The following is a 21,054-nucleotide window of genomic DNA, read 5'->3' as shown; positions in this document are numbered from 1 at the left end:
GGCGTCTTGCAAACAATGCTGACAGCACCGGCCGCCCAGGCCCACTAAGCTCGGGGTCTTCGATCCTGTCCGCGATTCAAGGAGCATTCATGCCATCTCGCTTCATCCCTTCCCAGCAGCCCCGCAAGGCATCCCGTGCGGCATGGGCCGCCGCCCTGGGCGCGCTTGCGCTGCTGGCCGCAGGCTGCGCCAACATGGGCGGCTCGGGTGGCGGCCAGCCCTCGCAGCCGCCGCGCCCGCTGCAGGTCTGCAACGCCCAGGCCGCCCAGTCCTTCGTGGGCAAGAGTAATACCGCCGCCACCGTGGAAGCCGCGCGCAAGAAGTCCGGCTCCTATGTGGCCCGCGTGCTCGGCGAGAACCAGCCCGCGACCATGGAATACAACCAGGAGCGGCTCAACCTCATCGTCAACAGCGCAGGCCAGATCACGGCGGCGCGCTGCGGCTGAACCAGTGGTCCAGACAAAAAAAAAGGACGCTCCAGGCGTCCTTTTTTCTTGGCTTCGCGGCCTCGTCAGTCCGCAAGAAACAATGCCTGCAGATCGCTGAGAAAGTCGAAGCCGCGCTCGGTCGGCACCACGCGGCCCAGCTCGCGCGTGATCAGGCCCTTGGCCTGGGCCTGGTCCAGTCCCCCGGCGATGGCCGACAGCGGCAGGCCGGTGCGCTCCATGAACTCCTGCAGCGCAAAGCCGCCGCGCAGGCGCAGCGCGTTGAGCATGTACTCGAACGGCAGGTCGGCGCGCCGGACTTCGCTGTCCTGCGCCAGCGGCGTGCCGGCCAGCGCCATGTCCATGTAGCGCGCCGGATCGCGAAAGCGCACCTGGCGCACGATGCGGTGCGCAAAGCTGAGCTTGCTGTGCGCGCCGGCGCCTATGCCCAGATAGTCGCCGAACTGCCAGTAATTGGTGTTGTGGAAGCACTGGTGGCCGGGCCGGGCATAGGCCGAGACCTCGTAGCGCTGCATGCCGGCCGCGCCGGTGCGCGCGGTGATCAGATCCAGCATGTCGTAGGCCGTGTCGTCCTCGGGCACCACGGGCGGGTACTTGGCGAAATAGGTGTTGGGCTCGATGGTCAGGTGGTAGATCGACAGGTGCGGCGGCGCGAACGACAGGGCCGTGTCCACGTCGCGCTGCAGGTCCATCAGCGTCTGGCCGGGCAGCGCATACATCAGGTCGATGTTGAAGGTCTCGAAGTTGTCGGCGGCCTCGCGCACGGCCGCCCTGGCCTGCGCCGCATCGTGCACGCGGCCCACGGCCTGCAGATGGCGGTCGTCGAAGCTCTGCACGCCGACGGACAGGCGGTTGATGCCGGCCGCGCGGAAGGCCTTGAAACGGTCCTTCTCGAAAGTGCCGGGGTTGGCCTCCATGGTGATCTCGCAATCGGGCTCCATGCGCAGCCGCGCGCGCAGCCCCGCGACCAGCCGGTCGATGGCCTGCGGCGAGAACAGGCTGGGCGTGCCGCCGCCCATGAAGACGCTGTGCACCGTGCGCCCCCAGATCAGCGGCAGCGCGCTTTCCAGGTCGGCCATCAGCGCATCGATATAGCGGTCCTCGGGCAATGCGTCGCCCTTGCTCCAGGCATGCGAATTGAAGTCGCAGTACGGGCATTTCTTCAGGCACCAGGGCAGATGCACGTAAAGCGACAGCGGCGGCAGGCTGCCCAGCTGCAGCGTGCCCGGGCGCATGTAGTGCTGGATATCGCGCTGCACGGCGGCCTCGGCCGCTTCGGAGGCTTGAGGCTGAATGGGGATCATCACAGCCAGCGATCTCTCACCAGGGCGAGCATGGCTTGCGAGGAACGGCCGCGGTGGCTGTGCGCATGCTTGAGTTCGGGGGCCATTTCCGCAAACGTCATGCCCACCTCGGGGATGAACATCACGGGATCGAAGCCGAAGCCCTGCGTGCCGCGGCGCTCGGTCGTGATCAGGCCCTGCACGCGGCCCACCGCGATCAGCGGCTCGGGGTCCCTGGGGCTGCGCACGCCCACCAGCGTGCTGACCATGGCCGCGCGGCGGTTTTCCACGCCCTGCATCTGTTCCAGCAGCGCGCGCACATTGTTGTCGTCGCTTTTCTCGTAGCCGAACTGCGTGCAGTAATAGGCCGTGTCCACGCCCGGCAGGCCGCCGAAATGATCCACGCACAGACCGGCATCGTCGGCGATCGCGGGCAGGCCCGTGCGCTCGGCCGCAAAGCGGGCCTTGGACAGGGCGTTCTCCACGAAGGTGCCGTAGGGCTCGGGCGCCTCGCCCTCGAACAGATCGCCCTGGCGGATCAGTTCCACGCCCAGGGGCGCAAACATGGCTTGCAGCTCGGCCAGCTTGCCGCGGTTGTTGGAGGCCAACACAATTTTCATGATCAAAATCCAGGCAGACGCTTGCAGCGCCTGCGCTCTCAGCTATGGTTTCAATGATTCTTCGAAAGCCCGGCCGGTTCCCGGCATGGCGGCGCGCCGCCAGGGCTCAGCGCCTGACCAGGCGCTCGGCCGAGCGGCGGATGGCTTCGTTGATCTCGGCAATCGAGCGCTCGATGGCCTCGTCGTCCAGCTCGTCCTCGGGTGTGTCCAGGGAGCCCATCTGGATGGTGGACTCGAAGGCGTCGTCCTCGATCTCCTGGGTGGAGATGGCCGTGGCTTCCTGCGCATTCGGAGTTTCCCACTCCATGGCGATGGCCGTGACGTTGTCGCTCGCATCCCCTGCGCGGCGCAGGGCCGAATCCACCAGCGCCGGCACCGACTGGGCCACGGGCCGCCGGTGCATGAGCTGCAGCAACTGCGGCGTCTGCACGCTGCTCCACAGGCCGTCCGAGCACAGCAGCAGCCGGTCGCCCTGCGCCAGGGGCCGGGATTCGCTGACGTCGTAGATCGGCTTGGACGGCGAGCCCAGGCAGGTGAACAGCACGTTGCGGTTGGACGGGTTGACCAGCGGCGAGACCTTGCGCATCTCGTCGTACGAATGGTCGCGCGTGCGCTCCAGCAGCTCCTCGTCGCGCAGCCAGTACAGGCGCGAATCGCCGCAGTGGATCCAGGTGGCGCAGCCGTCCTGCACCACGGCCGCGACCAGCGTGGTGCGCGGCGTGTCCATCATGCCCTTGCCGCTGGCATAGCGCAGGATCTGGCGATGCGCCTGCAGCAGGGCTTCCTCCAGGAACGCCCGCGGCTCCTCGAGCGCGGGCCGGGCCTTCTGCTGGAACTGGGCCGATACCACCTGCAGGGCGATCTGGGCCGCCACCTCCCCGTCGGGATGGCCGCCCATGCCGTCGGCCAGCACGAACAGCGCGGCTTCGCGCGTGTAGCAGTAGCCCATGCGGTCTTCGTTGATGTGGCGGCCGCCGCGGCGGCTGAGCTGGAATACGGAAAATTTCATGACTTGCGCCCGGTGCCGCCGCCAGCGCCGGGCAGGGCCCCGGCACCGCTGATCTTCTGCAGGTTCTTCCTGGCGTCGGTGACCAGGGTGTCCAGCTGCATGCGCACGCGGTCGCCCACGCCCAGCTTGGTGTAGCGGCGCTCGCCCTCGCGGCTCAGCTCCTTTTGCAGCGTGAATACGGATTGCGGGCGCGACAGCGGATCCAGCGCCATGCACCACTCGACCACCTCGATCAGATTGTCCGAGTACACGCCGCGCAGCCGGGCCAGCGACTGCGTCAGCCGGTCCTTTTCCTGGCGCTGCGGCGCCTCGTGCGGCGGCGTGCCCTGCATGCAGGCATAGATGCAGGCGCCGATCGCGTAGATATCGGTCCAGGGCCCCAGCATGGCGTCGCGCCGGTACATCTCCGGCGCGGCAAAGCCGGGCGTGTACATGGGGCGCACGAAGTTGCCCTCCTTGGACAGCACTTCGCGCGCGGCGCCGAAGTCGATCATCACGGCCTTGTCGTCATTGGTGATGAAGACATTGGCCGGCTTGATGTCCAGGTGCAGCATCTTGTGCTGGTGCACGATGCGCAGGCCGCGCAGCACCTCGTCGAACAGGGAGCGGATCGTCGATTCGCGGAACACCTTGCCGGTCTTGAGCTCGCGCGCCGTGACGATGAAGTCCTGCAGGGTTGCCCCCTCCAGGTAGTTCATCACCATGTAGACGGTCTCGTTCTCGCGGAAGAAATTGAGCACGCTCACCACGGAGGCGTGCGAGATCTGGGCCAGGGAGCGCCCTTCCTCGAAGAAGCTCTTGAGCCCGAGGCGGTACAGCGAAAGTTTTTCTGGTGCCACGGCCGGCTGCAGCTCGCCCGGCGCCCGGGTGGCCAGCGAGGCCGGCAGGTATTCCTTGATCGCTACCTGCTTGCCCTCGGAATCCAGAGCCAGGTAGACAATGCCGAACCCTCCCGAAGAAAGCCTGCGCACCACCCGGTAACCACCTATCGCGCTGCCAGGCGGCAAGGGCGCTGGCTTAATCTTGGTAGACATTTTTTACCGGTAAACCCCAAGGATGATGCGAAACCCGGATAATCGCGCAATTGCAAGCATCCATCAAAAGTCCAATGCCAGTTTACAGCATGACCGGATACGCCAGTGCCCAGCACAGCGCATCCGCTGAGGGTGGTCAAGCGCCTGAGGGAAACAGCCGCCTGGGCCTTGAGATCCGTGCGGTCAACAGCCGCTTTCTGGATTTGTCCTTCCGCCTGCCCGACGAACTGCGCGCCCATGAGCCGGCTCTGCGCACCTTGCTGACAGCGCGCCTCAAGCGCGGCAAGGTAGAAGTTCGCGCCGCCATCGACGTCGACGCCAGCCATACGCTTTCCACCCCTTCGTCCGCCCAGCTGCAGCGCCTGGTCGGCCTGCAGGATACCGTCCAGGCCTGGCTGCCCAAGGCCCGAGAGCTGTCGGTAGCCGACGTGCTGCGCCTGTGCAGCGGCAGCAGCGGCCCGGCCACCGACTGGAGCGCCATCGTTCCCGCGCTGGCCGAGCAGGCCGTCGAGGAGCTGCTGGCCTCCCGCGAGCGCGAAGGCAAGCGCCTGACCGACATGCTGCTGGACCGCATCTCCCAGCTGCGCGAACTGGCCAAGCAGGCCGCGCCCCTGGTCCCGCAGCTCGTGGAGCAGCAGCGCCAGAAATTCCTCGAACGCTGGAAGGACGCCATGGCCCTGGGCGAAGGCGCCGTGGCGCCCGAAGCCGCGCAGGAGCGCGCGCTGGCCGAAGCCACGGCCTTTGCCATCCGCATCGACGTAGCCGAGGAGATCACCCGCCTGGCCTCCCACCTGGACGAGCTCGAGCGCCTGCTCAAGAAGGGCGGCGACATCGGCAAGCGCCTGGACTTCCTGATCCAGGAGCTGCACCGCGAAGCCAACACCCTGGGCTCCAAGTCCGCCACGCTGGAGCTCACGCGCATCAGCGTGGACATGAAAGTCCTGATCGAGCAGATGCGCGAACAAGTGCAGAACATCGAGTAAGCCAGCTATCTCCCATGCGTAACCTCCCCTCTACGCACACCGTCATGGATCATCCCGGAAATCTTTTTGTCGTGTCGGCGCCCAGCGGCGCCGGCAAATCCAGCCTTGTGCGCGCGCTGCGCGAGTTCGACGCCCGCGTCTATCCTTCGGTCTCGCACACCACGCGCGCGCCGCGCGGGCAGGAAAAGCACGGCCGCGAATACTATTTCGTACCCGATTCCGAATTCGACACCATGGTGGCCAACAATGCCTTCGTCGAATGGGCCAATGTGCACGGCCGCCGCTACGGCACGGCCAAGAAGTCGCTCGAAGCGCGCATCCAGGCCGGCGCCGACGTGCTGCTGGAGATCGATTTCCAGGGCGCGCTGCAGGTCAAGCAGGCATTTCCGAATGCCGTGCTGATCTTCATCCTGCCGCCGAGCTGGGAAGAGCTGCGCGCGCGCCTGGAAAACCGCGGCGAGGACGCGCCCGAAGTCATCGAGCTACGCCTGAAGAACGCCGCCGAGGAAATGGCCCAGGTGTCCAAATTCGACTTCGTTATAATCAACGAATTGTTCGAGAGCGCGCTTTTCGATCTGAAGGCGATCATCCACGCCCAGCGCCTCAAATATGCGGCCCAGCGGCGCTTGCGCGCCGAGACCTTCGAGTCGCTCAACATTCCCGAATCCAACTGACGTATCCCGGAGTTCCTGATGGCACGCATCACCGTTGAAGATTGTCTGGAAAAAATCCCCAATCGCTTCCAGCTCGTTTTGGCCGCAACCTACCGCGCCCGCATGCTCAATCAGGGCCACACGCCCAAGATCGAGACCAAGAACAAGGCCGGCGTCACGGCCCTGCGCGAGATTGCCGAAGGCAAGGTCGGCCTCGAGATGCTGAAGAAGGTGCCGGGCTGAGCTGTTGCGCTGCCGCACCACACCGGACCCTAAAGGCACCGCTAGTCGGTGCTTTTTTATGTCCGCCGGCGCCCCATCGCTGCATGCACGCTACATTTAGGACATGACCGCGGCCCAGAACTCGAACTCTGCAACCCTCACACCGCCGGCAGCCAAGCCCGGGCGCATGTCCGCCGAGCAGGCTGCCGACGTGTCCGCCAGCGCCTTCACAAGCCTGCTCGCGCACCTGGGTTACCTGGATGCCGACAGCATTGCGCGCGTGCGAGAAGCCTATCTGTATGCGGACCGCGCCCATTCCGACCAGTGGCGCAGCAGCGGCGACCCCTATATCACCCATCCCATCGCCGTCACCGGCATCTGCGCCAACTGGAAGCTCGACGCGCCCGCGCTGATGGCCGCGCTGCTGCACGACGCCATGGAAGACTGCGGCGTGACCAAGGCCGACCTGGTGGAGCGCTTCGGCGCCGATGTCGCCGATCTGGTGGACGGCCTCACCAAGCTGGACAAGCTGCAGTTCAACACCCGCGAGGAAAACCAGGCCGAGTCCTTCCGCAAGATGCTGCTGGCCATGGCACGCGACGTGCGCGTCATCCTCATCAAGCTGGCCGACCGCACGCACAACATGCGCACCATGGGCGACATGCCGCGCAGCAAATGGGGCCGCATCTCCTCCGAGACGCTGGAAATCTACGCGCCCATCGCCCACCGCCTGGGCCTGAACCAGACCTACCGCGAGCTGCAGGACCTGTCGTTCAAGCATCTGCACCCCTGGCGCTATGCCACGCTGGAAAAGGCCATCAACCGCTCGCGCATGCGCCGCCGCGACCTGGTGCAGCGCGTGCAGGAGGAGGTCAACGCCGAATTCACGCGCCGCGGCCTGCCGGCGCGCCTGATGGGACGCGAAAGCACGCTGTACTCGCTGTACCAGCGCATGCAGAAGAACCAGCTGAGCTTTGCCAAGGTCACCGACATCTACGGCTTTCGCATCATCGTGCCGCAGACGCTGGACTGCTATACCGCGCTGGGCGTGCTGCACCAGAAGTACAAGCCCATGCCGGGCCGCTTCAAGGACTACATCGCCATCGCCAAGAGCAACGGCTACCAGTCGCTGCACACCACGCTGGTCGGCCCGTCGAGCGTCAACATCGAATTCCAGATCCGCACGGAGGAGATGAACATCGTGGCCGAGGCCGGCGTGGCCGCCCACTGGCTCTACAAGGCGCAGCAGGGCCATGATTCGGACCAGCTGAGCACGCAATGGCTGCAGTCGCTGCTGGACATCCAGAACGAGACGCGCGACGCCACCGAGTTCTGGGACCATGTGAAGGTGGACCTGTTCCCCGATGCCGTCTACGTGTTCACGCCCAAGAGCGAGATCATGGCCATGCCGCGCGGCGCCACGGTGGTGGACTTCGCCTATGCCATCCACAGCAAGGTCGGCAACCACACCACGGCCGCCAAGATCAACGACGAGGAAGTGCCGCTGCGCACCGAGCTCAAGAGCGGCGACGTGATCCAGATCATCACTTCCGAGGACGCCAAGCCCAATCCCGGCTGGCTCAGTTTCGTGAAGACGGGCCGCGCGCGCTCCAAGATCCGCTCCTACCTCAAGAGCGCCGCCCAGACCGAAGCCGCCCAGCTGGGCACCACCTTGCTGACCCAGGCGCTGCGCGCCGAGGGCATAGACACCATTCCACCCGAGGACGAGGCCAACAAGGGCGTCTGGGACGAAATCCTGCGCATCACCGGCAACCGCACGGCCAACGACCTGCTGGTGGACATCGGCATGGGCCGCCGCATCCCTTCGCTGGTGGCCGCGCGCATGACCTCCTTCATGACCAAGCACGGCGTGCGCCCCGATGCCTTGCTGATCACCCAGGAGCGCTTCAACACCACCAACCGCCCCTTCCATGGCGCCGTCACGCTCAACGGCGAGGAAAGCAGCTCGGTGCACTATTCACACTGCTGCCGTCCCGTGCCGGGCGATCCCATCGTCGGCTACCTGGGCGGCCAGGGCCTGATCGTGCACCATGCGCAATGCCGCAATGCCATCAAGCTGCGCGAAAAGGACAACGACCGCTTCATCACCGTGGAATGGGCCGAGGACATCACCCGCCCGTTCGAGGCCGGCATCGTCGTCACCGTGCAGAACAGCAAGGGCGTGCTGGCCCGCGTGGCGGCCGAGCTGTCCAATGCGGAGGCCGACATCTCGCGTGTGGAAATGGCCGACGACGGCGCGGTCGGCACCACCGATCTGCGCTTCGTGATTTCCGTGCACAACAACCAGCAGCTCGAGACCGCTCTGCGCAATCTGCGCCGCGTGCATTCCGTGGTGCGCGCCACCCGCGTCATGGCCTGACCCACGGAGCCCGGCCCGCCGCGCCCGGTCCATGATGCGGCCGAGAGATTTTGTTGCATTCTGCGGGCACATCCTGACTGCCGCAGTCCCGGCAAGCGGCCTGCGTCAGGCGACAATGGGCCATGCCCAACACCTTTGACGCCTTCCCCACCGCGCCGGCGCAGCGCGGCCTGCTGAGCGGTGCCCTGGCCGTGGCCGCCATGCTGGCTGGCTGCGCCACGGCGCCACCCCCTCCCGCCGCAGTTCCGGCCACGCCGGCCGCCACGGCCCCTGCCGCCCCGGCGCCCGCGCCAGTCCCGGAAGAAGACGTTCCGCGTGCCGAAGCCGCCAGCTTTGCCCAGTGGAAGCAGGCATTCGCCCCCCGGGCGCTGGCTGCCGGCATTTCGGAACGCACTGTGCGCACCGTGCTGCCCCATGTCCGACTGCAGCGCATCGTCCACCTGGACCGCGCCCAGCCCGAATTCACGCGCACGCCCTGGCAGTACCTGGACAGCGCCGTCTCGCCGCTGCGCGTCAAGAACGGCCGCGCCAAGATGCAGCAGCATGCCAGGGCGCTGCAGGCCGCCAGCCAGCGCTACGACGTGCCGGCTCCCGTCATCGCCGCCATCTGGGGCATGGAGAGCAACTACGGCGGCAATTTCGGCAACTACCCGGTCGTCGATGCCCTGGCCACGCTGGCCTTCGACGGCCGCCGCGCCGCATGGGCCGAGCGCGAGCTGATCGCGGCGCTGCGCATCATCGACAACGGCGACATCGATGCCGAGCGCATGATCGGCTCCTGGGCCGGCGCCATGGGACATACGCAGTTCCTGCCTTCGGTCTATCTGCAATACGCCGTCGATGCCGACGGCGACGGCCGCCGCGATATCTGGGGCTCCATACCCGATGTCACGGCCTCCACGGCCAATTACCTGGCGAACTCGGGCTGGAACGGCAGCGAGCCCTGGGGCGTGGAAGTGCGCCTGCCCGCCGGCTTCGACTATGCGCGGGCCGAGCTGAGCACGCGCCAGAACAGCGGCGCCTGGGGCGCCGAGGGCGTGCAGGCCGCAAGCGGCCAGGAGCTGCCGGCCATGGCAGGCGCCAGCGTGATCGCTCCGGCCGGGGCACGCGGGCCGGCCTTCATGGTCGGCTCCAATTTCCGCGCCATACTGCGCTACAACAACTCGGTGAACTATGCGCTGGGCGTGAGCCTGCTGGCCCAGCAACTGGCCGGCGGCACCGGCGTGCTGGCCGACTGGCCGCGCGAGCTGGCACCGCTGTCGCGCGAGCAGATGCGCAGCATGCAGAACGCGCTCAATGCGCGCGGCTTCGATGCGGGCAGCGCCGACGGCGTGATGGGCCCCGCCACCCGCGCCGGGCTGCGCCAGTTCCAGCAAAGCCTGGGCCTGCCGGCGGACGGCTACCCGACGCAGGAGCTGCTGCAGAAGCTGCAGCAAACCAGTGCGCAATGACGCATGCATCCGCTATCGATAGCAGAGCACCCTGCGCCTGACGGCTATTGACTTCATTGCATCGATGCCTTGAAAGCGTGGATCTGCCTGAGCAGGCAGCCATGAAAAAAAGCGCTGGCTCTGAGAGTCCGCGCTTTTTTCATGGCCCGGGGCTCAGGCCGGGCCCGGATTTCCGCCGCCGGGCTCGGGATAGGCGACCTCCAGGATCTCCAGCATGCGCACGCCTGCGGGCGTGGGCAAGGCCACCTCGTCACCCACGCGCGCCTTGAGCAGCGCGCGCGATACCGGGGCGATCCAGCTGACCTGATTCTGCGCGCTGTCGGCCTCGTCGATGCCCATGATGGTGATGGTGCGCTCCACGCCCTCGTCGTCCACATAGGTGACCGTGGCGCCGAAATACACCTGCTCGCTGCCCGCATGGACCGAAGGGTCGACCACTTCGGCGATCTCCAGCCGCTTGGTCAGAAAGCGGATGCGGCGGTCGATCTCGCGCAGGCGCTTCTTGCCGTACAGGTAGTCGCCGTTTTCCGAGCGGTCGCCGTTGCTGGCAGCCCAGTGCACGATCTCGACGATCCGGGGGCGTTCGTTGTCGATCAGGTCCAGCAACTCGTCCTTGAGGCGCTGGAAACCCCGGGGTGTGATGTAGTTCTTGCCGCCCGCGGGCAAGGGCGGCAGCGCGCCGACGTCATCCTCGTCGTCGCCATCGGATTCCTTGGTGAAAGCCTTGCTCATGGCACCGATCTTCACACAGAACACGGCATGCATGGACCGAGCCCAGGGGACGACCCCATACGAAAAAGCCTCAGAACATTGCTGTTCTGAGGCTTGTCGTTTGGTGCGGCTGGCAGGAATCGAACCCACGACCCCTTGGTTCGTAGCCAAGTACTCTATCCAGCTGAGCTACAGCCGCTAAGCCTCGTATTCTAACCTTATTTTTGAGCCCTCCGGGAAATTTCTCAAAAAAACTGTACATCCCGGTCCAGAAGCGCCAGGGCCGCCGTTTCAGGAGGCGTGCCGTTGCGCCCGCACGATGGCCCCGGCCAGCACGGGGGATCGGCGCGCTATATATTGGTTCCATGCAAGCCAGCACCTCCAGACTGGCAGGGATTCCAAGAGACATGACAACCAGTTCACCGCACGCCGCCCCCAGAAATCCGCCTTCCGCCGCCATGTGGGAGCAGCTGTTTCGCCGCAGCGCCAAGCCCGGCCAGAGCCTGCAGAGCCAGATCCGCGCCATGCTGGTCGATGCCATTTTGGCCGGCGTGCTCACGCCCGGCGACCCCATACCCTCCAGCCGCGAACTTGCGCGGCAGCTGCAGGTGGGCCGCATCACCGTGATCCTGGCCTACCAGCAGCTGACCGAGGAAGCCTTTTTGCTGAGCCAGCCGCGCAAGGGGCATTTCATTCACCCCGACGTCCTGCAGGGCCGGCCCACGGGCACGGCGGCCCGTAGCGCCCGGGATGCCGCGCCGCAAGCCCATACCGACTGGTCCCAGCGCCTGTGGCTGCGCCCCAGCCAGCAGCGCAGCATCATCAAGGAAGAGGACTGGCAGCGCTTTCCCTACCCCTTCCTCTACGGGCAGTTCGACAAGGAGCTGTTTCCCACCGCGGCCTGGCGCGAATGCTGCCTCAAGGCGCTGAGCGTGATGGACATCCACCAATGGGCGCCCGACCTCATCGCACGCGACGACGACAGCCTGATCCAGCAGATCCAGGCCAAGATCCTGCCGCGCCGCGGCGTCTGGGCCTCGCCCGACGAGATCATCATCACCGTCGGCGCCCAGCATGCGCTGTACATGGTGGCCGATCTGCTGATGCGCGAAGGCTCGACCGTAGGCATCGAGGACCCCGGCTATCCGGATGCGCGCAACATCTTCAGCAGCCGCACCTCGCAGGTCATTCCGATCACCGTGGATGCCGAAGGCATGCCGCTGGGCAGCCGGCTGCGCAAGCTCGACTACCTGTACGTGACGCCCAGCCACCAGTGCCCCACGGGCGTGACCATGCCGCTGGAGCGGCGCGAAGCCCTGCTCGACATGGCCCAGGCCCACGACCTCATCCTCATCGAGGACGACTACGAGAGCGAGAGCAGCTTCGACGACCATCCCATTCCCGCGCTCAAGAGCCTGGACCGCAGCAACCGCGTGATCTATGTGGGCAGCCTCTCCAAGAGCCTGGCCCCCGGCCTGCGCATAGGCTATATCGTGGCCGCGCCCGAGCTGGTCCGCGAGCTGCGCGCGCTGCGCCGCCTCATGATCCGCCACCCCTCGACCTTCATCCAGAGAACGCTGGCCATGTTCATCTCGCTGGGGCATTACGAGGCGCAGCTGCGGCGCCTGGCCCAGGCGCAGAAGGAGCGCCATGCGGCGCTGGTCGATGCCATGGCCGAGCATCTGCCCGACTGCCGCATCACGCCCGTGCGCGGCGGCGGCTCCTGCTGGGTGCAGCTGCCGGCCCAGGTGCCGGCCCAGGCGCTGGCGCGGCGCGCCGCCAAGCTGGGTGTGCTCATCGAGCCCGGCGATGTGTTCTTCAGCTCCACGCGCAGGCCGGGCAATTTCATCCGCCTGGGCTACCAGTCCATACCCGCCAACAAGATCGGCCAGGGCGTTCAGGCCCTGGCCGATGCCATGCGCAGTCTGTAGCCGTGCCGTGCGCGGGCCTGCTTTTCAGCAGGCCCCGGCTTCAGTTCTTGCGCAGCTCGGGCTGCACGAACTCATCGAAAAAACCGTCGGGAATCACGCCCTTGCGCATGGTCTGGCGCACGCCGTAGGCCAGCAGCAGAATGCACAGGCTCGCAATGCCCAGCGCCAGGGGCGTGCGCTGCTCGGGGATGAAGGCCATGGCCACCACGATGGACAGCATGCCGAAGATGGCCAGCCAGGTCAGGTACGGGAAGCACCACATGCGCACCTTCAGCAGATGCGGGGCCTCGCGCTCCAGGCGGTAGCGCAGGCGCAGCTGGGAGATGGCGATCAGGATGTAGACGAAGATGGCCACGGTGCCGTAGGAGTTCACGAGAAACGCGAAGACCTGGTCGGGCGAGACATAGGACATGACCACCGCGCCATAGCCGAACAGCGTGGCCACCAGCGTGGCGCGCACCGGCACGCCCTTGCGGCTGACCTTGGCCAGTGCCTGCGGCGCATCGCCACGGCGCGTGAGGGCAAACAGCATGCGCGAGGAAGCGTACAGCCCCGAGTTCAGCGCCGACAGCACCGCCGTGAGCACGATGGCGTTCATGATCTGCGCGGCGGCCGGAATGCCCATGGCGTTGAGCGCGCTCACATAGGGCGTGGCGATGCCGCCGTCGTTCCACGGCACCAGGCAGGCCACCAGCAGCAGCGAGCCCACGTAGAACACCATGACCCGCGTGATCACGGAGTTCGTGGCCTTGACCACGGCCTTCTGGGGCTCGGCGGTTTCCGCCGCGGCAATGGTCACGATCTCGGCGCCGAAGTAAAAGCCCGTCGCCGCCACCGCGCCGGTCAGCACGGGCACGAAGCCGTTGGGCATGAAGCCGCCGTTGGCCGTGAGGTTGGCCACATGCATGCCCTGGGAGCCCGGCGTCAGGCCCAGCACGTAGACGCCGGCCACGAACAGGAAGACCACGATGGCCGCCACCTTGATGGAGGCGAACCAGAACTCGAACTCGCCAAAGGACTTCACCGAGATCAGATTGGTCAGCGTCAGCAGGACCAGCAGCACCAGGCTGATGCTCCAGCTGGGCACGTCGGGCAGCCAGTAGCGCACCAGGTCGGCGCCGGCCACGGCTTCGATGGCCACGACGATGACCCAGAAGTACCAGTACATCCAGCCGGTGAGAAAGCCCGCCAGCTGGCCGATCGCCGGGCGGTCGCGCCAGGCCTCGCGGGCATACTCGTAGAACGAGCCTCCGCCGGGCATGGCGCAGGCCAGCTCGCCCAGCATGCGCATCACCAGCACCACGAGCAGGCCGGTGATCAGGAAGGAAAGAATGGCCGCCGGGCCGGCGGACTTGATGACGACGCCGCTGCCGACGAAAAGGCCTGCGCCGATCACGCCGCCAAGGGCGATCATGGTCATGTGGCGCTGTTTCAGGCCGTGCGAGAGCTCCGGCGAGGGAGCGTGCTGATTTCCAATCATGAAATGTCTCCTGTGCTTCTGACTCGGGATGTCAGGCGCCACGGCTCTCGTCTTTCGGTATCGGCTCTGCGTGCGCAGGCCCGGGCCATGGTCGATCCAGCGATTCGTGGTGCGGGCCGTCAGGCGGCCACGGGCGGACGGTCCTTGCGGTAGGCGTTCTTCACGGCAATCTTGCCGTCGCGGAAGGTGAACACATCCACCATGCGGGCCTGCACGCGCAGCCCGTCGGCCTTGGTGCCCTGGAACGTGCTTTCCGACACGCCGCGGTCGCCGTGCACGAAATGCTCGCCATCGACCCAGGCCGCATCGGGAAAGGCCTGCCAGGCCATCTGGAAGCCCTCGCGCACCGCCTCGCGGCCGATGAAGCTGCGTCCCATCAGGTCGGGGCCGGCCACGGCGTGGAACTCGCAGTCCTCGGCCATGAAGCCCATCAGGGTCTCGATGTCGTGGCGGTTCCAGGCGGCGGCGAATTCCGCCAGAAAGCGGGCGTCGGGCGGGGTGGCGGGCGGGGAAGCAGTGCTGGTCATATCGTCTCCTGTCATGGTTTTGCCCGGGTGCTTGGTGCTGTGCGCTGCACCCTGTCATCACGTTGTCGATGAGCCATGGTAGGTAGCGAGGAAGCGAATGATTAGAACCAGTTGCGGCCTATCGTTAGGACCAGATGCCCCTGTCTGGCGCCATGCAGCGGCTGGTTCCATCAAAACCCGGCGGCTGGTTCCAGCAAAGCGGATTCCATGCCATTGTGGACCCCGAAAAAACATCGGCCGGGGCATGAAGCCCCGGCCGGCAAAGCTGGTATTGGCAGCCGCCAGGACGGCTGCGGGTGCGCTGGCGCTTCAGGCGGCCGGCACGGGCGGACGGTCCTTGCGGTAGGCGTTCTTCACGGCGATCTTGCCGTCGCGGAAGGTGAACACATCCACCATGCGGGCCTGCACGCGCAGCCCGTCGGCCTTGGTGCCCTGGAACGTGCTTTCCGACACGCCGCGGTCGCCGTGCACGAAATGCTCGCCATCGATCCAGGCCGCATCGGGAAAGGCCTGCCAGGCCATCTGGAAGCCCTCGCGCACCGCCTCGCGGCCGATGAAGCTGCGCCCCATCAAATCGGGGCCGGCCACGGCGTGGAACTCGCAGTCCTCGGCCATGAAGTCCATCAGGGCCTCGATGTCGTGGCGGTTCCAGGCGGCGGCGAATTCCGCCAGAAAGCGGGCGTCGGGCGGGGTGGTGGTGCGGGTCATGCGGTCTCCTTGTCGTTGAATGGTGGCGGCACCCGTGCGGCATCGCGCGCGAACGCGCAAGGCACTCAAGGTGCCGAAGCCATGGTAGGCAGCCTCCTGCATTCCGGTTAGAGCCAGCAGGACCCAATCGTTAAGTCCAGCGCGGCCTGGTGCCGGTTTCTGGCTCTATCGAAACCTTGCCGCTGGCGCTAACGGCCGGGCCCGGACGCTGGATAAGCTGTCTCCCATCCACCAGCCGGACCGTGCTTGAGGGCCGCGCTGATGCGATTGCCCTTGCATCAAGAACACCGGCGCCGCCACGGCGCGGCCACAGGAGACATACGCATGAAAGCCGAGGACATCAGCCCGAGCTACCTCACCCCCTACGACCCGCAGTACGACCCGCTGGTCGCCGCCACGCCGGGCCACGGCACGGGCTACGCCCCCACCTACTGGGTGGGCACGGCCGGACGCCCGCCCGAGGACGACGGCCCGCTGTGCGGCGACATCGATGCGGACGTGGCCATCGTGGGCTCGGGCTTCACGGGCCTGTCCACCGCCCTCTTCCTGGCGCGCGAGCACGGCATACGCGCCGTGGTGCTGGACGCCAACCAGACCGCCTGGGGCTGCACCAGCCGCAACGGTGGCCAGGGCCAGAACGCCAGCGGCCGCCTGTACCGCTCGCAATGGATAGAGCGCTGGGGCAAGGACGTGGCCCTCAGGCTCGACGCCGAGATCCGCGAGGGCTTCCAGACATTCAAGGACCTGGTGGCCGAGTTCCCCGAATGCGAGCCCCAGCCCGGCGGGCATCTCTACATCGCCCACCGCGACAAGAAGCTGGACTTCCTGCGCAACGAGACCCGCATCATGCGCGAGGTTTTCGGCTACGACGCGCGCATGCTCAGCCCCGAGGAAGTGCGCCGCGACTATGTGAACGATGCCGACAGCCACGGCGCCATGCACGAGCCCGACGGCATCGGCGTGCATCCGCTCAAGCTGGCCTTCGGCTACCTGCGCAAGGCCCGCCAGCTGGGCGTGAAGGTGCATCCGGCCAGCCCCGTGCTCGGCGTGGAGACGCGCAACGGCGTGCACCACCTGCGCACGCCGGGCGGCACGGTGCGCGCCCGCGCCGTGGGCTTTGCCACGGGCGGCTACACCAGCAACGGCCTGCACGGCAGCCTGCGCTCCAAGATCATGCCGATTCTCTCGAACTCGCTGGTCACGCGGCCGCTGACCGAGCAGGAGCTGGAGGCCACGGGCTTCAAGACCACCCAGGTCATCACAGACACGCGCACGCTGCGCTTTTACTACCGCCGCCTGCCCGACAACCGCGTGCAGATCGGCAGCCGCAGCGCCGTCACCGGCGCCGACGCGCCCAACCCCGTGCACATGGCCAAGCTGGTGGACGGCCTGCACCGCAAGTTCCCGGCGCTCAAGGGCATCGAGGTGGACTATTCCTGGTGGGGCTGGGTGGACGTGAGCCACGACATGATGCCGCGCGTGTTCCAGCCCGATCCGCAGCAGAGCATCTTCTACGCCGTGGGCTACGGCGGCAACGGCGTGTCGTTCTCGGCCCATGCGGGCCGGCGCATGGCCGAGCGCATCGCGGGGCGCCACAGCAAGGCCTTCGAGCTGCCCATCTACAACTCCGAGCTCGAATACCCCAATCTGTTCAACACCGTGCGCTCGCCGGCCTTCGCACCGTTTCGCCGCCTGGGCCAGCGCTTTCTGTACCACTGGTACTACCTGCGCGACGAAAAGCTCTGAACCGCCGCCGGACGGCAGGCCTTTTTTGCTGCTTGAAGCCGGACCGGATGGCCGGCTTCTTTTTTATGCGCGGGCTTTGAAAACAGGAGCATTGAGTGCCTGCCAATTCAAGAATTCAATGACTTTTCATTGCAGAAATCATGCATGGCAAGCGCAAGCCGCTCCGCTTTTAGCAGGTTCACCGACAATGGCTCAGGGCCGGCAGATCAGTTCGGCCACCGATTGCAGCAGCGCCTCGTCGATGCGCGCATCGAGATCGACGGCCAGGCGCCGGCGGTAGAACACGCCCAGGTCCAGTCCCACGCCCAGTGCGCAGATCCGCACATCGCCCGCGCGCTCGTGGTGCGCCACGACCTGGCGCAGGTGCTGGTCCAGGTAGTGGGCGTCGTTGCTCTGGTGCGTGGCCGTGTCCATGGGACAGCCGTCGGAGATGACCAGCAGGATGCGCCGCGCCTGCGGCCGCTGCAGCAGCCGCCCGCAGGCCCATTCCACGGCCTCGCCGTCCATGCCCTCGCGGAACAGATCGGGCTTGCGCAGCGCCGCAATGCCATGGCGGCCGTGGCGCCATGGCCTGGCCGCGTCCTTGAAGACGATGTGCAGCCGCTCGTTGAGCCGCCCCGGGAATTCGGGCCGGCCCGCGCGCTGCCAGTCGCGCCGCGCCCGCCCGCCGTTCCAGGCCAGCGTGGAAAAGCCCAGCACATCCACCGGCACGCCGGCCATGGACAGGGCACGGCCCAGCACGTCGACGAGCAGCGAGAGCTGGCGCGCATGGGCCTTCATCGACCCCGAGCAGTCCATGAGAATGCCCACCGCGGCATCGCTGACCGGGCGCTGCGCCTCGTCCTTGAAGACGGCGCGCTGCTGCGGATCGCCGACCAGCTGCGCCAGCCGGCTGCCGTCCAGATGCCCGTCCTCCAGCCCGAAATGCCAGCCTTCGCGCCGCGGCCTGGCCAGGCGCTGCTGCAGCCATCGCGCCAGCCGCCCCGCGTGCAGGCCGCTGCGCGCCAGTTCCTCGTCCATCTGCGCGCGCAAGCCGGCCAGCTGCGCAGCGCGGATCAGTTCGGCCGCCTGGGCCTCGCGGTCGTAGGCGCGCGTGAACACCCGGTAGCTTTGCGCCGTGCTGGCCCAGGCCCGGCTGTCGCCGGTATGGGCCACGGGCGCAGCCTCGGGCGACTGGGATTCGAAATGCAGGGGCAGCGCAAAGCCGCTGCGCCGCCGCGGCTGGCCGGTCCCGCGCGGCGCCTCTTGCTGCGCGGCGCGCACGGCCCGGCCCACCCAGCGGCTCACGGCCAGCGCGGGTGCGATGAAGGCCTGCTGGTCGGCCCGGTGGCGGCGCAGCAGCGGCCACTGGCCGCCGATCTCGGCCGACAGCGCGGCGCGCGTGGCCTCGGCCAGGTCGGACAGCGCATGCGGCGGCTCATGCCCGGTCAGCCGGCTCCAGGCCGTGAGCGCCACGGTGAACAGCAGAATGCCCAGGCTGCTTTCCGTCAGGCCCGAATCGGCAAAGGACTGGCACCAGTGCACGAAGCGCGCCTGCAGATTGGCGCGCGCGCCGGGCCAGGAGGCGGGCACCAGGCTTTCCACGCGCAATTGCTCGAGCAGCTCGAACACCAGCCGCTCCACGGGGTCTGCGGGCAGATGGGCCCGGTGCAGCGCCGCATCGCTGAACCGCAGGCGCAGGCCCGCGCCGTCGAGCAGGCCGCGCTGGTCGGCCAGTTGCGCTGGCACATCGCTGTGATGCGCGGCGGGCAGGGCCACGGGGTCGGTTCCCCGGTACAGGGTCTGGCCGCTCCACTGCAGCGAGGCATCGCCCGTGACGGCGCGCAGCAGCGCCCCGCCCCAGACTTCCATCTGGGCCAGCGAGGCCTGCGTGGCTGCAGGTGCCTGCATGTCAGTGCGCCTGCAGCAGGCCGGCATCCGCAGCTTCGCCATGCCGCGCCAGCTCGCTGCCGAAGCAGCGCTGGAAATACTCGGCCACGATGGCGCGCTCGGCCGGCTCGCACTTGTTCAGGAAGGACAGCTCGAAAGCCAGGCGCAGGTCGTGGAAGATCTGCGTGTTCTCGGCCCAGGTGATGACGGTGCGCGGCGACATCAGCAGCGACAGATCGCCCACGGCAAAGCCTTTGCGCGTGAGTGCGGCCAGCGCCACCATGGCCGCCACCTGCTCGCGCCCCGGGGGCGTGGCCAGCTGCGGCACGCGCGCCAGCACGATGGCGGCCTCCTCGGCAGGCGGCAGGTAGTCCAGGCTGGTGACCAGGTTCCAGCGGTCGAGCTGGGCGTGGTTGAGCAGCTGCGTGCCGTGGTACAGGCCCGAGAGGTTGCCCTGGCCCAGGGTGTTCATGGTGGCAAACAGCCGGAAGTGCGCATGCGGCTGCAGCACCTTCTTCTGGTCCAGCAGCGTGAAGCTGCCGTCGCGCTCGAGCACGCGCTGGATGACGAACATCACATCGGGCCGGCCCGCGTCGTATTCATCGAAGACCAGGGCCACGGGCCGCTGCAGCGCCCAGGGCAATATGCCCTCCTGAAAGCGGGTCACCTGCTTGCCTTCTTCCAGCACGATGGCGTCCTTGCCCACGAGGTCGAGCCGGCTGATGTGGCCGTCCAGGTTGACGCGCACGCACGGCCAGTTCAGCCGCGCGGCCACCTGCTCGATATGCGTGGACTTGCCGGTCCCGTGCAGTCCCTGGACGACCACGCGCCGGTTGTGTGCAAAGCCCGCAAGAATGGCCAGCGTGGCCTGCGGATTGAAGCGGTAGGCCGCGTCGATGGCCGGCACATGCTCGCAGCGCTCGGCAAAGGCCGGCACCTCGAGGTCGGTGTCGATGCCGAAGGCATCGCGCACGCTCAGCATGCGCGTCGGTTCTTGCATCACTTCCACTCTCCTTGGCTATGCAAAATAAAACTGGCACACATCAAGTCAGAGACGCCGAGCAAGAGCCGCCTCGCAGCGAGGGCGTCGTCCCCCTCCCGCAAAGCGAGAGAGGGGGAGGCGGCGCAGCCGCTCAGGGGGTGATGCACATCAGTCATCGTCGGCTCCCGGTGGCAGTTCGTCGTTGATGCGCGCAATGGCCTCGGCCGCCGCGCGCAGCTTGGGAAGAAAGCTCAGCGCCCGCTCGCGCGAGAAACGCATGATGGGCGCCTGCACCGCCAGGCCCATGTTCGAGGCGCCCTGGGGCGAAGGCACGAGCACGCCCAGGCACAGCAGGCCGGGCAGGAATTCCTCGTTGTCGAAGGCATAGCCCTGCTCGCGCACCTGATCGAGCTCACGCTCCAGGGCCTCGAAGCCCGTCAGCGTGTTGGCGGTGAACGACTCCAGCTCCACGGCCGACAGCAGGCGCCGGCGCTGCGCGGGCGCCATCTGGCTGAGGAAGAGCTTGCCCGTGGCCGAGCAGTGCGCGGGCACGCGCGAGCCCGGATGCAGGTAAAAGCGCAGCGGCGCGGGCGTTTCCACGCGGTCCAGGTACAGCACCTCGCTGCCCGAGAAGGCCGTGATGTTGCAGCTTTCCCCGATGTCGCGCACCAGCTGCGCCAGCACCGCGTGGCGCGCGCCGTGCGTGGTGTTGTTCAGCAGCACGCTTTCGGCCAGGCGCATCAGGCGCCGGCCCGTGCCGTAGTGGCGCCCGTTGCCCTCGCGCTGCAGGATGCCCGCGCCTTCGAGCTGCTGGAGCATGCGGTGCATGGTGGGCTTGGGCAGCCCCGTCTCCTCGACCATGGTCTGCAGCGTGAAGGGCGCGTCCTTGCAGGCGATGGCCTCCAGCAGCGCGAACAGCCGCAGGTTGGGGGTATCGCCATCGATGCGCGCCGTGGCCTTGTCCGTTGTGTTCATAGCGTGGGTCATCATATTTTCTTTCGTTTTTTGAGTCAATTTGT

19 protein-coding genes and 1 tRNA gene are annotated in these 21,054 nt (G+C 67.1%); 8 read left to right on the top strand and 12 right to left on the bottom strand.

Features of this window, described 5'->3' with window-relative positions; genetic code table 11:
* Positions 1-89: 89 nt before the first annotated feature.
* Entirely contained in the window at positions 90-446 is a 357-nt protein-coding gene (locus V8Z74_RS08775) for an I78 family peptidase inhibitor (protein ID WP_349708908.1), read from the top strand.
* A gap of 65 nt (positions 447-511) precedes the next feature.
* Here the strand turns inward: V8Z74_RS08775 and hemW are convergent, their stop codons facing one another.
* The 4 genes from hemW to V8Z74_RS08755 all read right to left on the bottom strand — a co-directional run bounded on the left by hemW (position 512) and on the right by V8Z74_RS08755 (position 4,392).
* Positions 512-1,750, bottom strand: a complete 1,239-nt coding sequence (hemW, locus tag V8Z74_RS08770; protein WP_349708907.1) for a radical SAM family heme chaperone HemW — start codon at positions 1,748-1,750, stop codon at positions 512-514.
* Positions 1,750-2,349, bottom strand: a complete 600-nt coding sequence (gene rdgB, locus V8Z74_RS08765; protein ID WP_066478029.1) for an RdgB/HAM1 family non-canonical purine NTP pyrophosphatase — start codon at positions 2,347-2,349, stop codon at positions 1,750-1,752. The genes hemW and rdgB overlap by 1 nt, the downstream gene beginning before the upstream one ends.
* Before the next feature lie 106 nt (positions 2,350-2,455).
* Positions 2,456-3,358 carry a PP2C family protein-serine/threonine phosphatase gene (locus V8Z74_RS08760; protein ID WP_349708906.1) on the bottom strand — a complete coding sequence of 301 codons (903 nt, stop codon included), beginning with the start codon at positions 3,356-3,358 and terminating at the stop codon, positions 2,456-2,458.
* Positions 3,355-4,392 (bottom strand): serine/threonine protein kinase, encoded by a 1,038-nt coding sequence (locus V8Z74_RS08755; protein WP_066478019.1) that lies wholly within the window; start codon positions 4,390-4,392, stop codon positions 3,355-3,357. The genes V8Z74_RS08760 and V8Z74_RS08755 overlap by 4 nt, the downstream gene beginning before the upstream one ends.
* Before the next feature lie 89 nt (positions 4,393-4,481).
* Between V8Z74_RS08755 and V8Z74_RS08750 the strand changes: the two genes are divergently transcribed.
* From V8Z74_RS08750 to V8Z74_RS08730, 5 genes are all read left to right on the top strand, one after another.
* Complete coding sequence (locus V8Z74_RS08750) at positions 4,482-5,375, top strand: YicC/YloC family endoribonuclease (RefSeq protein ID WP_083526651.1); 894 nt, start codon at positions 4,482-4,484, stop codon at positions 5,373-5,375.
* A 44-nt stretch (positions 5,376-5,419) separates the two neighbouring features.
* Positions 5,420-6,049, top strand: a complete 630-nt coding sequence (gene gmk, locus V8Z74_RS08745; RefSeq protein WP_066478013.1) for a guanylate kinase — start codon at positions 5,420-5,422, stop codon at positions 6,047-6,049.
* A gap of 18 nt (positions 6,050-6,067) precedes the next feature.
* A complete protein-coding gene (gene rpoZ, locus V8Z74_RS08740) occupies positions 6,068-6,271 on the top strand; it encodes a DNA-directed RNA polymerase subunit omega (RefSeq protein WP_066478006.1) in 204 nt (67 codons plus the stop codon).
* 103 nt (positions 6,272-6,374) lie between these two features.
* A complete protein-coding gene (locus V8Z74_RS08735) occupies positions 6,375-8,630 on the top strand; it encodes a RelA/SpoT family protein (RefSeq protein ID WP_066478003.1) in 2,256 nt (751 codons plus the stop codon).
* 122 nt (positions 8,631-8,752) lie between these two features.
* Entirely contained in the window at positions 8,753-10,081 is a 1,329-nt protein-coding gene (locus tag V8Z74_RS08730) for a lytic murein transglycosylase (RefSeq protein ID WP_349708904.1), read from the top strand.
* A gap of 153 nt (positions 10,082-10,234) precedes the next feature.
* Here V8Z74_RS08730 and greB read toward each other — a convergent pair whose 3' ends face one another.
* Positions 10,235-10,813: a transcription elongation factor GreB gene (gene greB / locus V8Z74_RS08725; RefSeq protein WP_349708903.1), complete on the bottom strand. Its 579-nt coding sequence runs from the start codon at positions 10,811-10,813 to the stop codon at positions 10,235-10,237.
* A gap of 101 nt (positions 10,814-10,914) precedes the next feature.
* A tRNA-Arg gene (locus V8Z74_RS08720) sits at positions 10,915-10,991 on the bottom strand.
* Between the two features lie 208 nt (positions 10,992-11,199).
* Here V8Z74_RS08720 and pdxR point away from each other — a divergent pair.
* Positions 11,200-12,723, top strand: a complete 1,524-nt coding sequence (gene pdxR / locus V8Z74_RS08715) for a MocR-like pyridoxine biosynthesis transcription factor PdxR (RefSeq protein ID WP_349708902.1) — start codon at positions 11,200-11,202, stop codon at positions 12,721-12,723.
* A 40-nt stretch (positions 12,724-12,763) separates the two neighbouring features.
* On the opposite strand, the gene V8Z74_RS08710 is transcribed toward pdxR, so the two are convergent.
* The 3 genes from V8Z74_RS08710 to V8Z74_RS08700 all read right to left on the bottom strand — a co-directional run bounded on the left by V8Z74_RS08710 (position 12,764) and on the right by V8Z74_RS08700 (position 15,438).
* Positions 12,764-14,203 carry an amino acid permease gene (locus V8Z74_RS08710; RefSeq protein ID WP_349708901.1) on the bottom strand — a complete coding sequence of 480 codons (1,440 nt, stop codon included), beginning with the start codon at positions 14,201-14,203 and terminating at the stop codon, positions 12,764-12,766.
* A gap of 119 nt (positions 14,204-14,322) precedes the next feature.
* A complete protein-coding gene (locus V8Z74_RS08705; RefSeq protein WP_349708900.1) occupies positions 14,323-14,730 on the bottom strand; it encodes a nuclear transport factor 2 family protein in 408 nt (135 codons plus the stop codon).
* A gap of 309 nt (positions 14,731-15,039) precedes the next feature.
* Positions 15,040-15,438: a nuclear transport factor 2 family protein gene (locus V8Z74_RS08700; protein WP_349708899.1), complete on the bottom strand. Its 399-nt coding sequence runs from the start codon at positions 15,436-15,438 to the stop codon at positions 15,040-15,042.
* Positions 15,439-15,762: 324 nt separating this feature from the next.
* Between V8Z74_RS08700 and V8Z74_RS08695 the strand changes: the two genes are divergently transcribed.
* Positions 15,763-17,184 (top strand): NAD(P)/FAD-dependent oxidoreductase, encoded by a 1,422-nt coding sequence (locus V8Z74_RS08695; RefSeq protein WP_349708898.1) that lies wholly within the window; start codon positions 15,763-15,765, stop codon positions 17,182-17,184.
* 192 nt (positions 17,185-17,376) lie between these two features.
* On the opposite strand, the gene V8Z74_RS08690 is transcribed toward V8Z74_RS08695, so the two are convergent.
* The 3 genes from V8Z74_RS08690 to V8Z74_RS08680 all read right to left on the bottom strand — a co-directional run bounded on the left by V8Z74_RS08690 (position 17,377) and on the right by V8Z74_RS08680 (position 21,025).
* On the bottom strand, positions 17,377-19,074 hold the full coding sequence (locus V8Z74_RS08690) for a cobaltochelatase CobT-related protein (RefSeq protein WP_349708897.1): 1,698 nt from the start codon (positions 19,072-19,074) through the stop codon (positions 17,377-17,379).
* A gap of 1 nt (position 19,075) precedes the next feature.
* Positions 19,076-20,053 carry an AAA family ATPase gene (locus V8Z74_RS08685; RefSeq protein WP_066477980.1) on the bottom strand — a complete coding sequence of 326 codons (978 nt, stop codon included), beginning with the start codon at positions 20,051-20,053 and terminating at the stop codon, positions 19,076-19,078.
* Between the two features lie 150 nt (positions 20,054-20,203).
* A complete protein-coding gene (locus tag V8Z74_RS08680; RefSeq protein ID WP_349708896.1) occupies positions 20,204-21,025 on the bottom strand; it encodes an IclR family transcriptional regulator in 822 nt (273 codons plus the stop codon).
* Positions 21,026-21,054: the final 29 nt, after the last annotated feature.

Source organism: Comamonas sp. w2-DMI (genome assembly GCF_040187735.1).
Taxonomy (GTDB): Bacteria; Pseudomonadota; Gammaproteobacteria; order Burkholderiales; family Burkholderiaceae_C; genus Comamonas; species Comamonas terrae.
The sequence above is the reverse complement of the archived record's forward strand: the minus strand, read 5'-3'. Positions and strand labels throughout refer to the sequence as shown.

What these genes read in the sequence shown, in the direction of transcription:
- V8Z74_RS08775 (WP_349708908.1), top strand. Translation starts at nt 90, where the DNA reads ATGCCATCTCGCTTCATCCCTTCCCAGCAGCCCCGCAAGGCATCCCGT.
- hemW (WP_349708907.1), bottom strand. Translation starts at nt 1,750, where the DNA reads ATGATCCCCATTCAGCCTCAAGCCTCCGAAGCGGCCGAGGCCGCCGTG.
- rdgB (WP_066478029.1), bottom strand. Translation starts at nt 2,349, where the DNA reads ATGAAAATTGTGTTGGCCTCCAACAACCGCGGCAAGCTGGCCGAGCTG.
- V8Z74_RS08760 (WP_349708906.1), bottom strand. Translation starts at nt 3,358, where the DNA reads ATGAAATTTTCCGTATTCCAGCTCAGCCGCCGCGGCGGCCGCCACATC.
- V8Z74_RS08755 (WP_066478019.1), bottom strand. Translation starts at nt 4,392, where the DNA reads ATGTCTACCAAGATTAAGCCAGCGCCCTTGCCGCCTGGCAGCGCGATA.
- V8Z74_RS08750 (WP_083526651.1), top strand. Translation starts at nt 4,482, where the DNA reads ATGACCGGATACGCCAGTGCCCAGCACAGCGCATCCGCTGAGGGTGGT.
- gmk (WP_066478013.1), top strand. Translation starts at nt 5,420, where the DNA reads ATGGATCATCCCGGAAATCTTTTTGTCGTGTCGGCGCCCAGCGGCGCC.
- rpoZ (WP_066478006.1), top strand. Translation starts at nt 6,068, where the DNA reads ATGGCACGCATCACCGTTGAAGATTGTCTGGAAAAAATCCCCAATCGC.
- V8Z74_RS08735 (WP_066478003.1), top strand. Translation starts at nt 6,375, where the DNA reads ATGACCGCGGCCCAGAACTCGAACTCTGCAACCCTCACACCGCCGGCA.
- V8Z74_RS08730 (WP_349708904.1), top strand. Translation starts at nt 8,753, where the DNA reads ATGCCCAACACCTTTGACGCCTTCCCCACCGCGCCGGCGCAGCGCGGC.
- greB (WP_349708903.1), bottom strand. Translation starts at nt 10,813, where the DNA reads ATGAGCAAGGCTTTCACCAAGGAATCCGATGGCGACGACGAGGATGAC.
- pdxR (WP_349708902.1), top strand. Translation starts at nt 11,200, where the DNA reads ATGACAACCAGTTCACCGCACGCCGCCCCCAGAAATCCGCCTTCCGCC.
- V8Z74_RS08710 (WP_349708901.1), bottom strand. Translation starts at nt 14,203, where the DNA reads ATGATTGGAAATCAGCACGCTCCCTCGCCGGAGCTCTCGCACGGCCTG.
- V8Z74_RS08705 (WP_349708900.1), bottom strand. Translation starts at nt 14,730, where the DNA reads ATGACCAGCACTGCTTCCCCGCCCGCCACCCCGCCCGACGCCCGCTTT.
- V8Z74_RS08700 (WP_349708899.1), bottom strand. Translation starts at nt 15,438, where the DNA reads ATGACCCGCACCACCACCCCGCCCGACGCCCGCTTTCTGGCGGAATTC.
- V8Z74_RS08695 (WP_349708898.1), top strand. Translation starts at nt 15,763, where the DNA reads ATGAAAGCCGAGGACATCAGCCCGAGCTACCTCACCCCCTACGACCCG.
- V8Z74_RS08690 (WP_349708897.1), bottom strand. Translation starts at nt 19,074, where the DNA reads ATGCAGGCACCTGCAGCCACGCAGGCCTCGCTGGCCCAGATGGAAGTC.
- V8Z74_RS08685 (WP_066477980.1), bottom strand. Translation starts at nt 20,053, where the DNA reads ATGCAAGAACCGACGCGCATGCTGAGCGTGCGCGATGCCTTCGGCATC.
- V8Z74_RS08680 (WP_349708896.1), bottom strand. Translation starts at nt 21,025, where the DNA reads ATGATGACCCACGCTATGAACACAACGGACAAGGCCACGGCGCGCATC.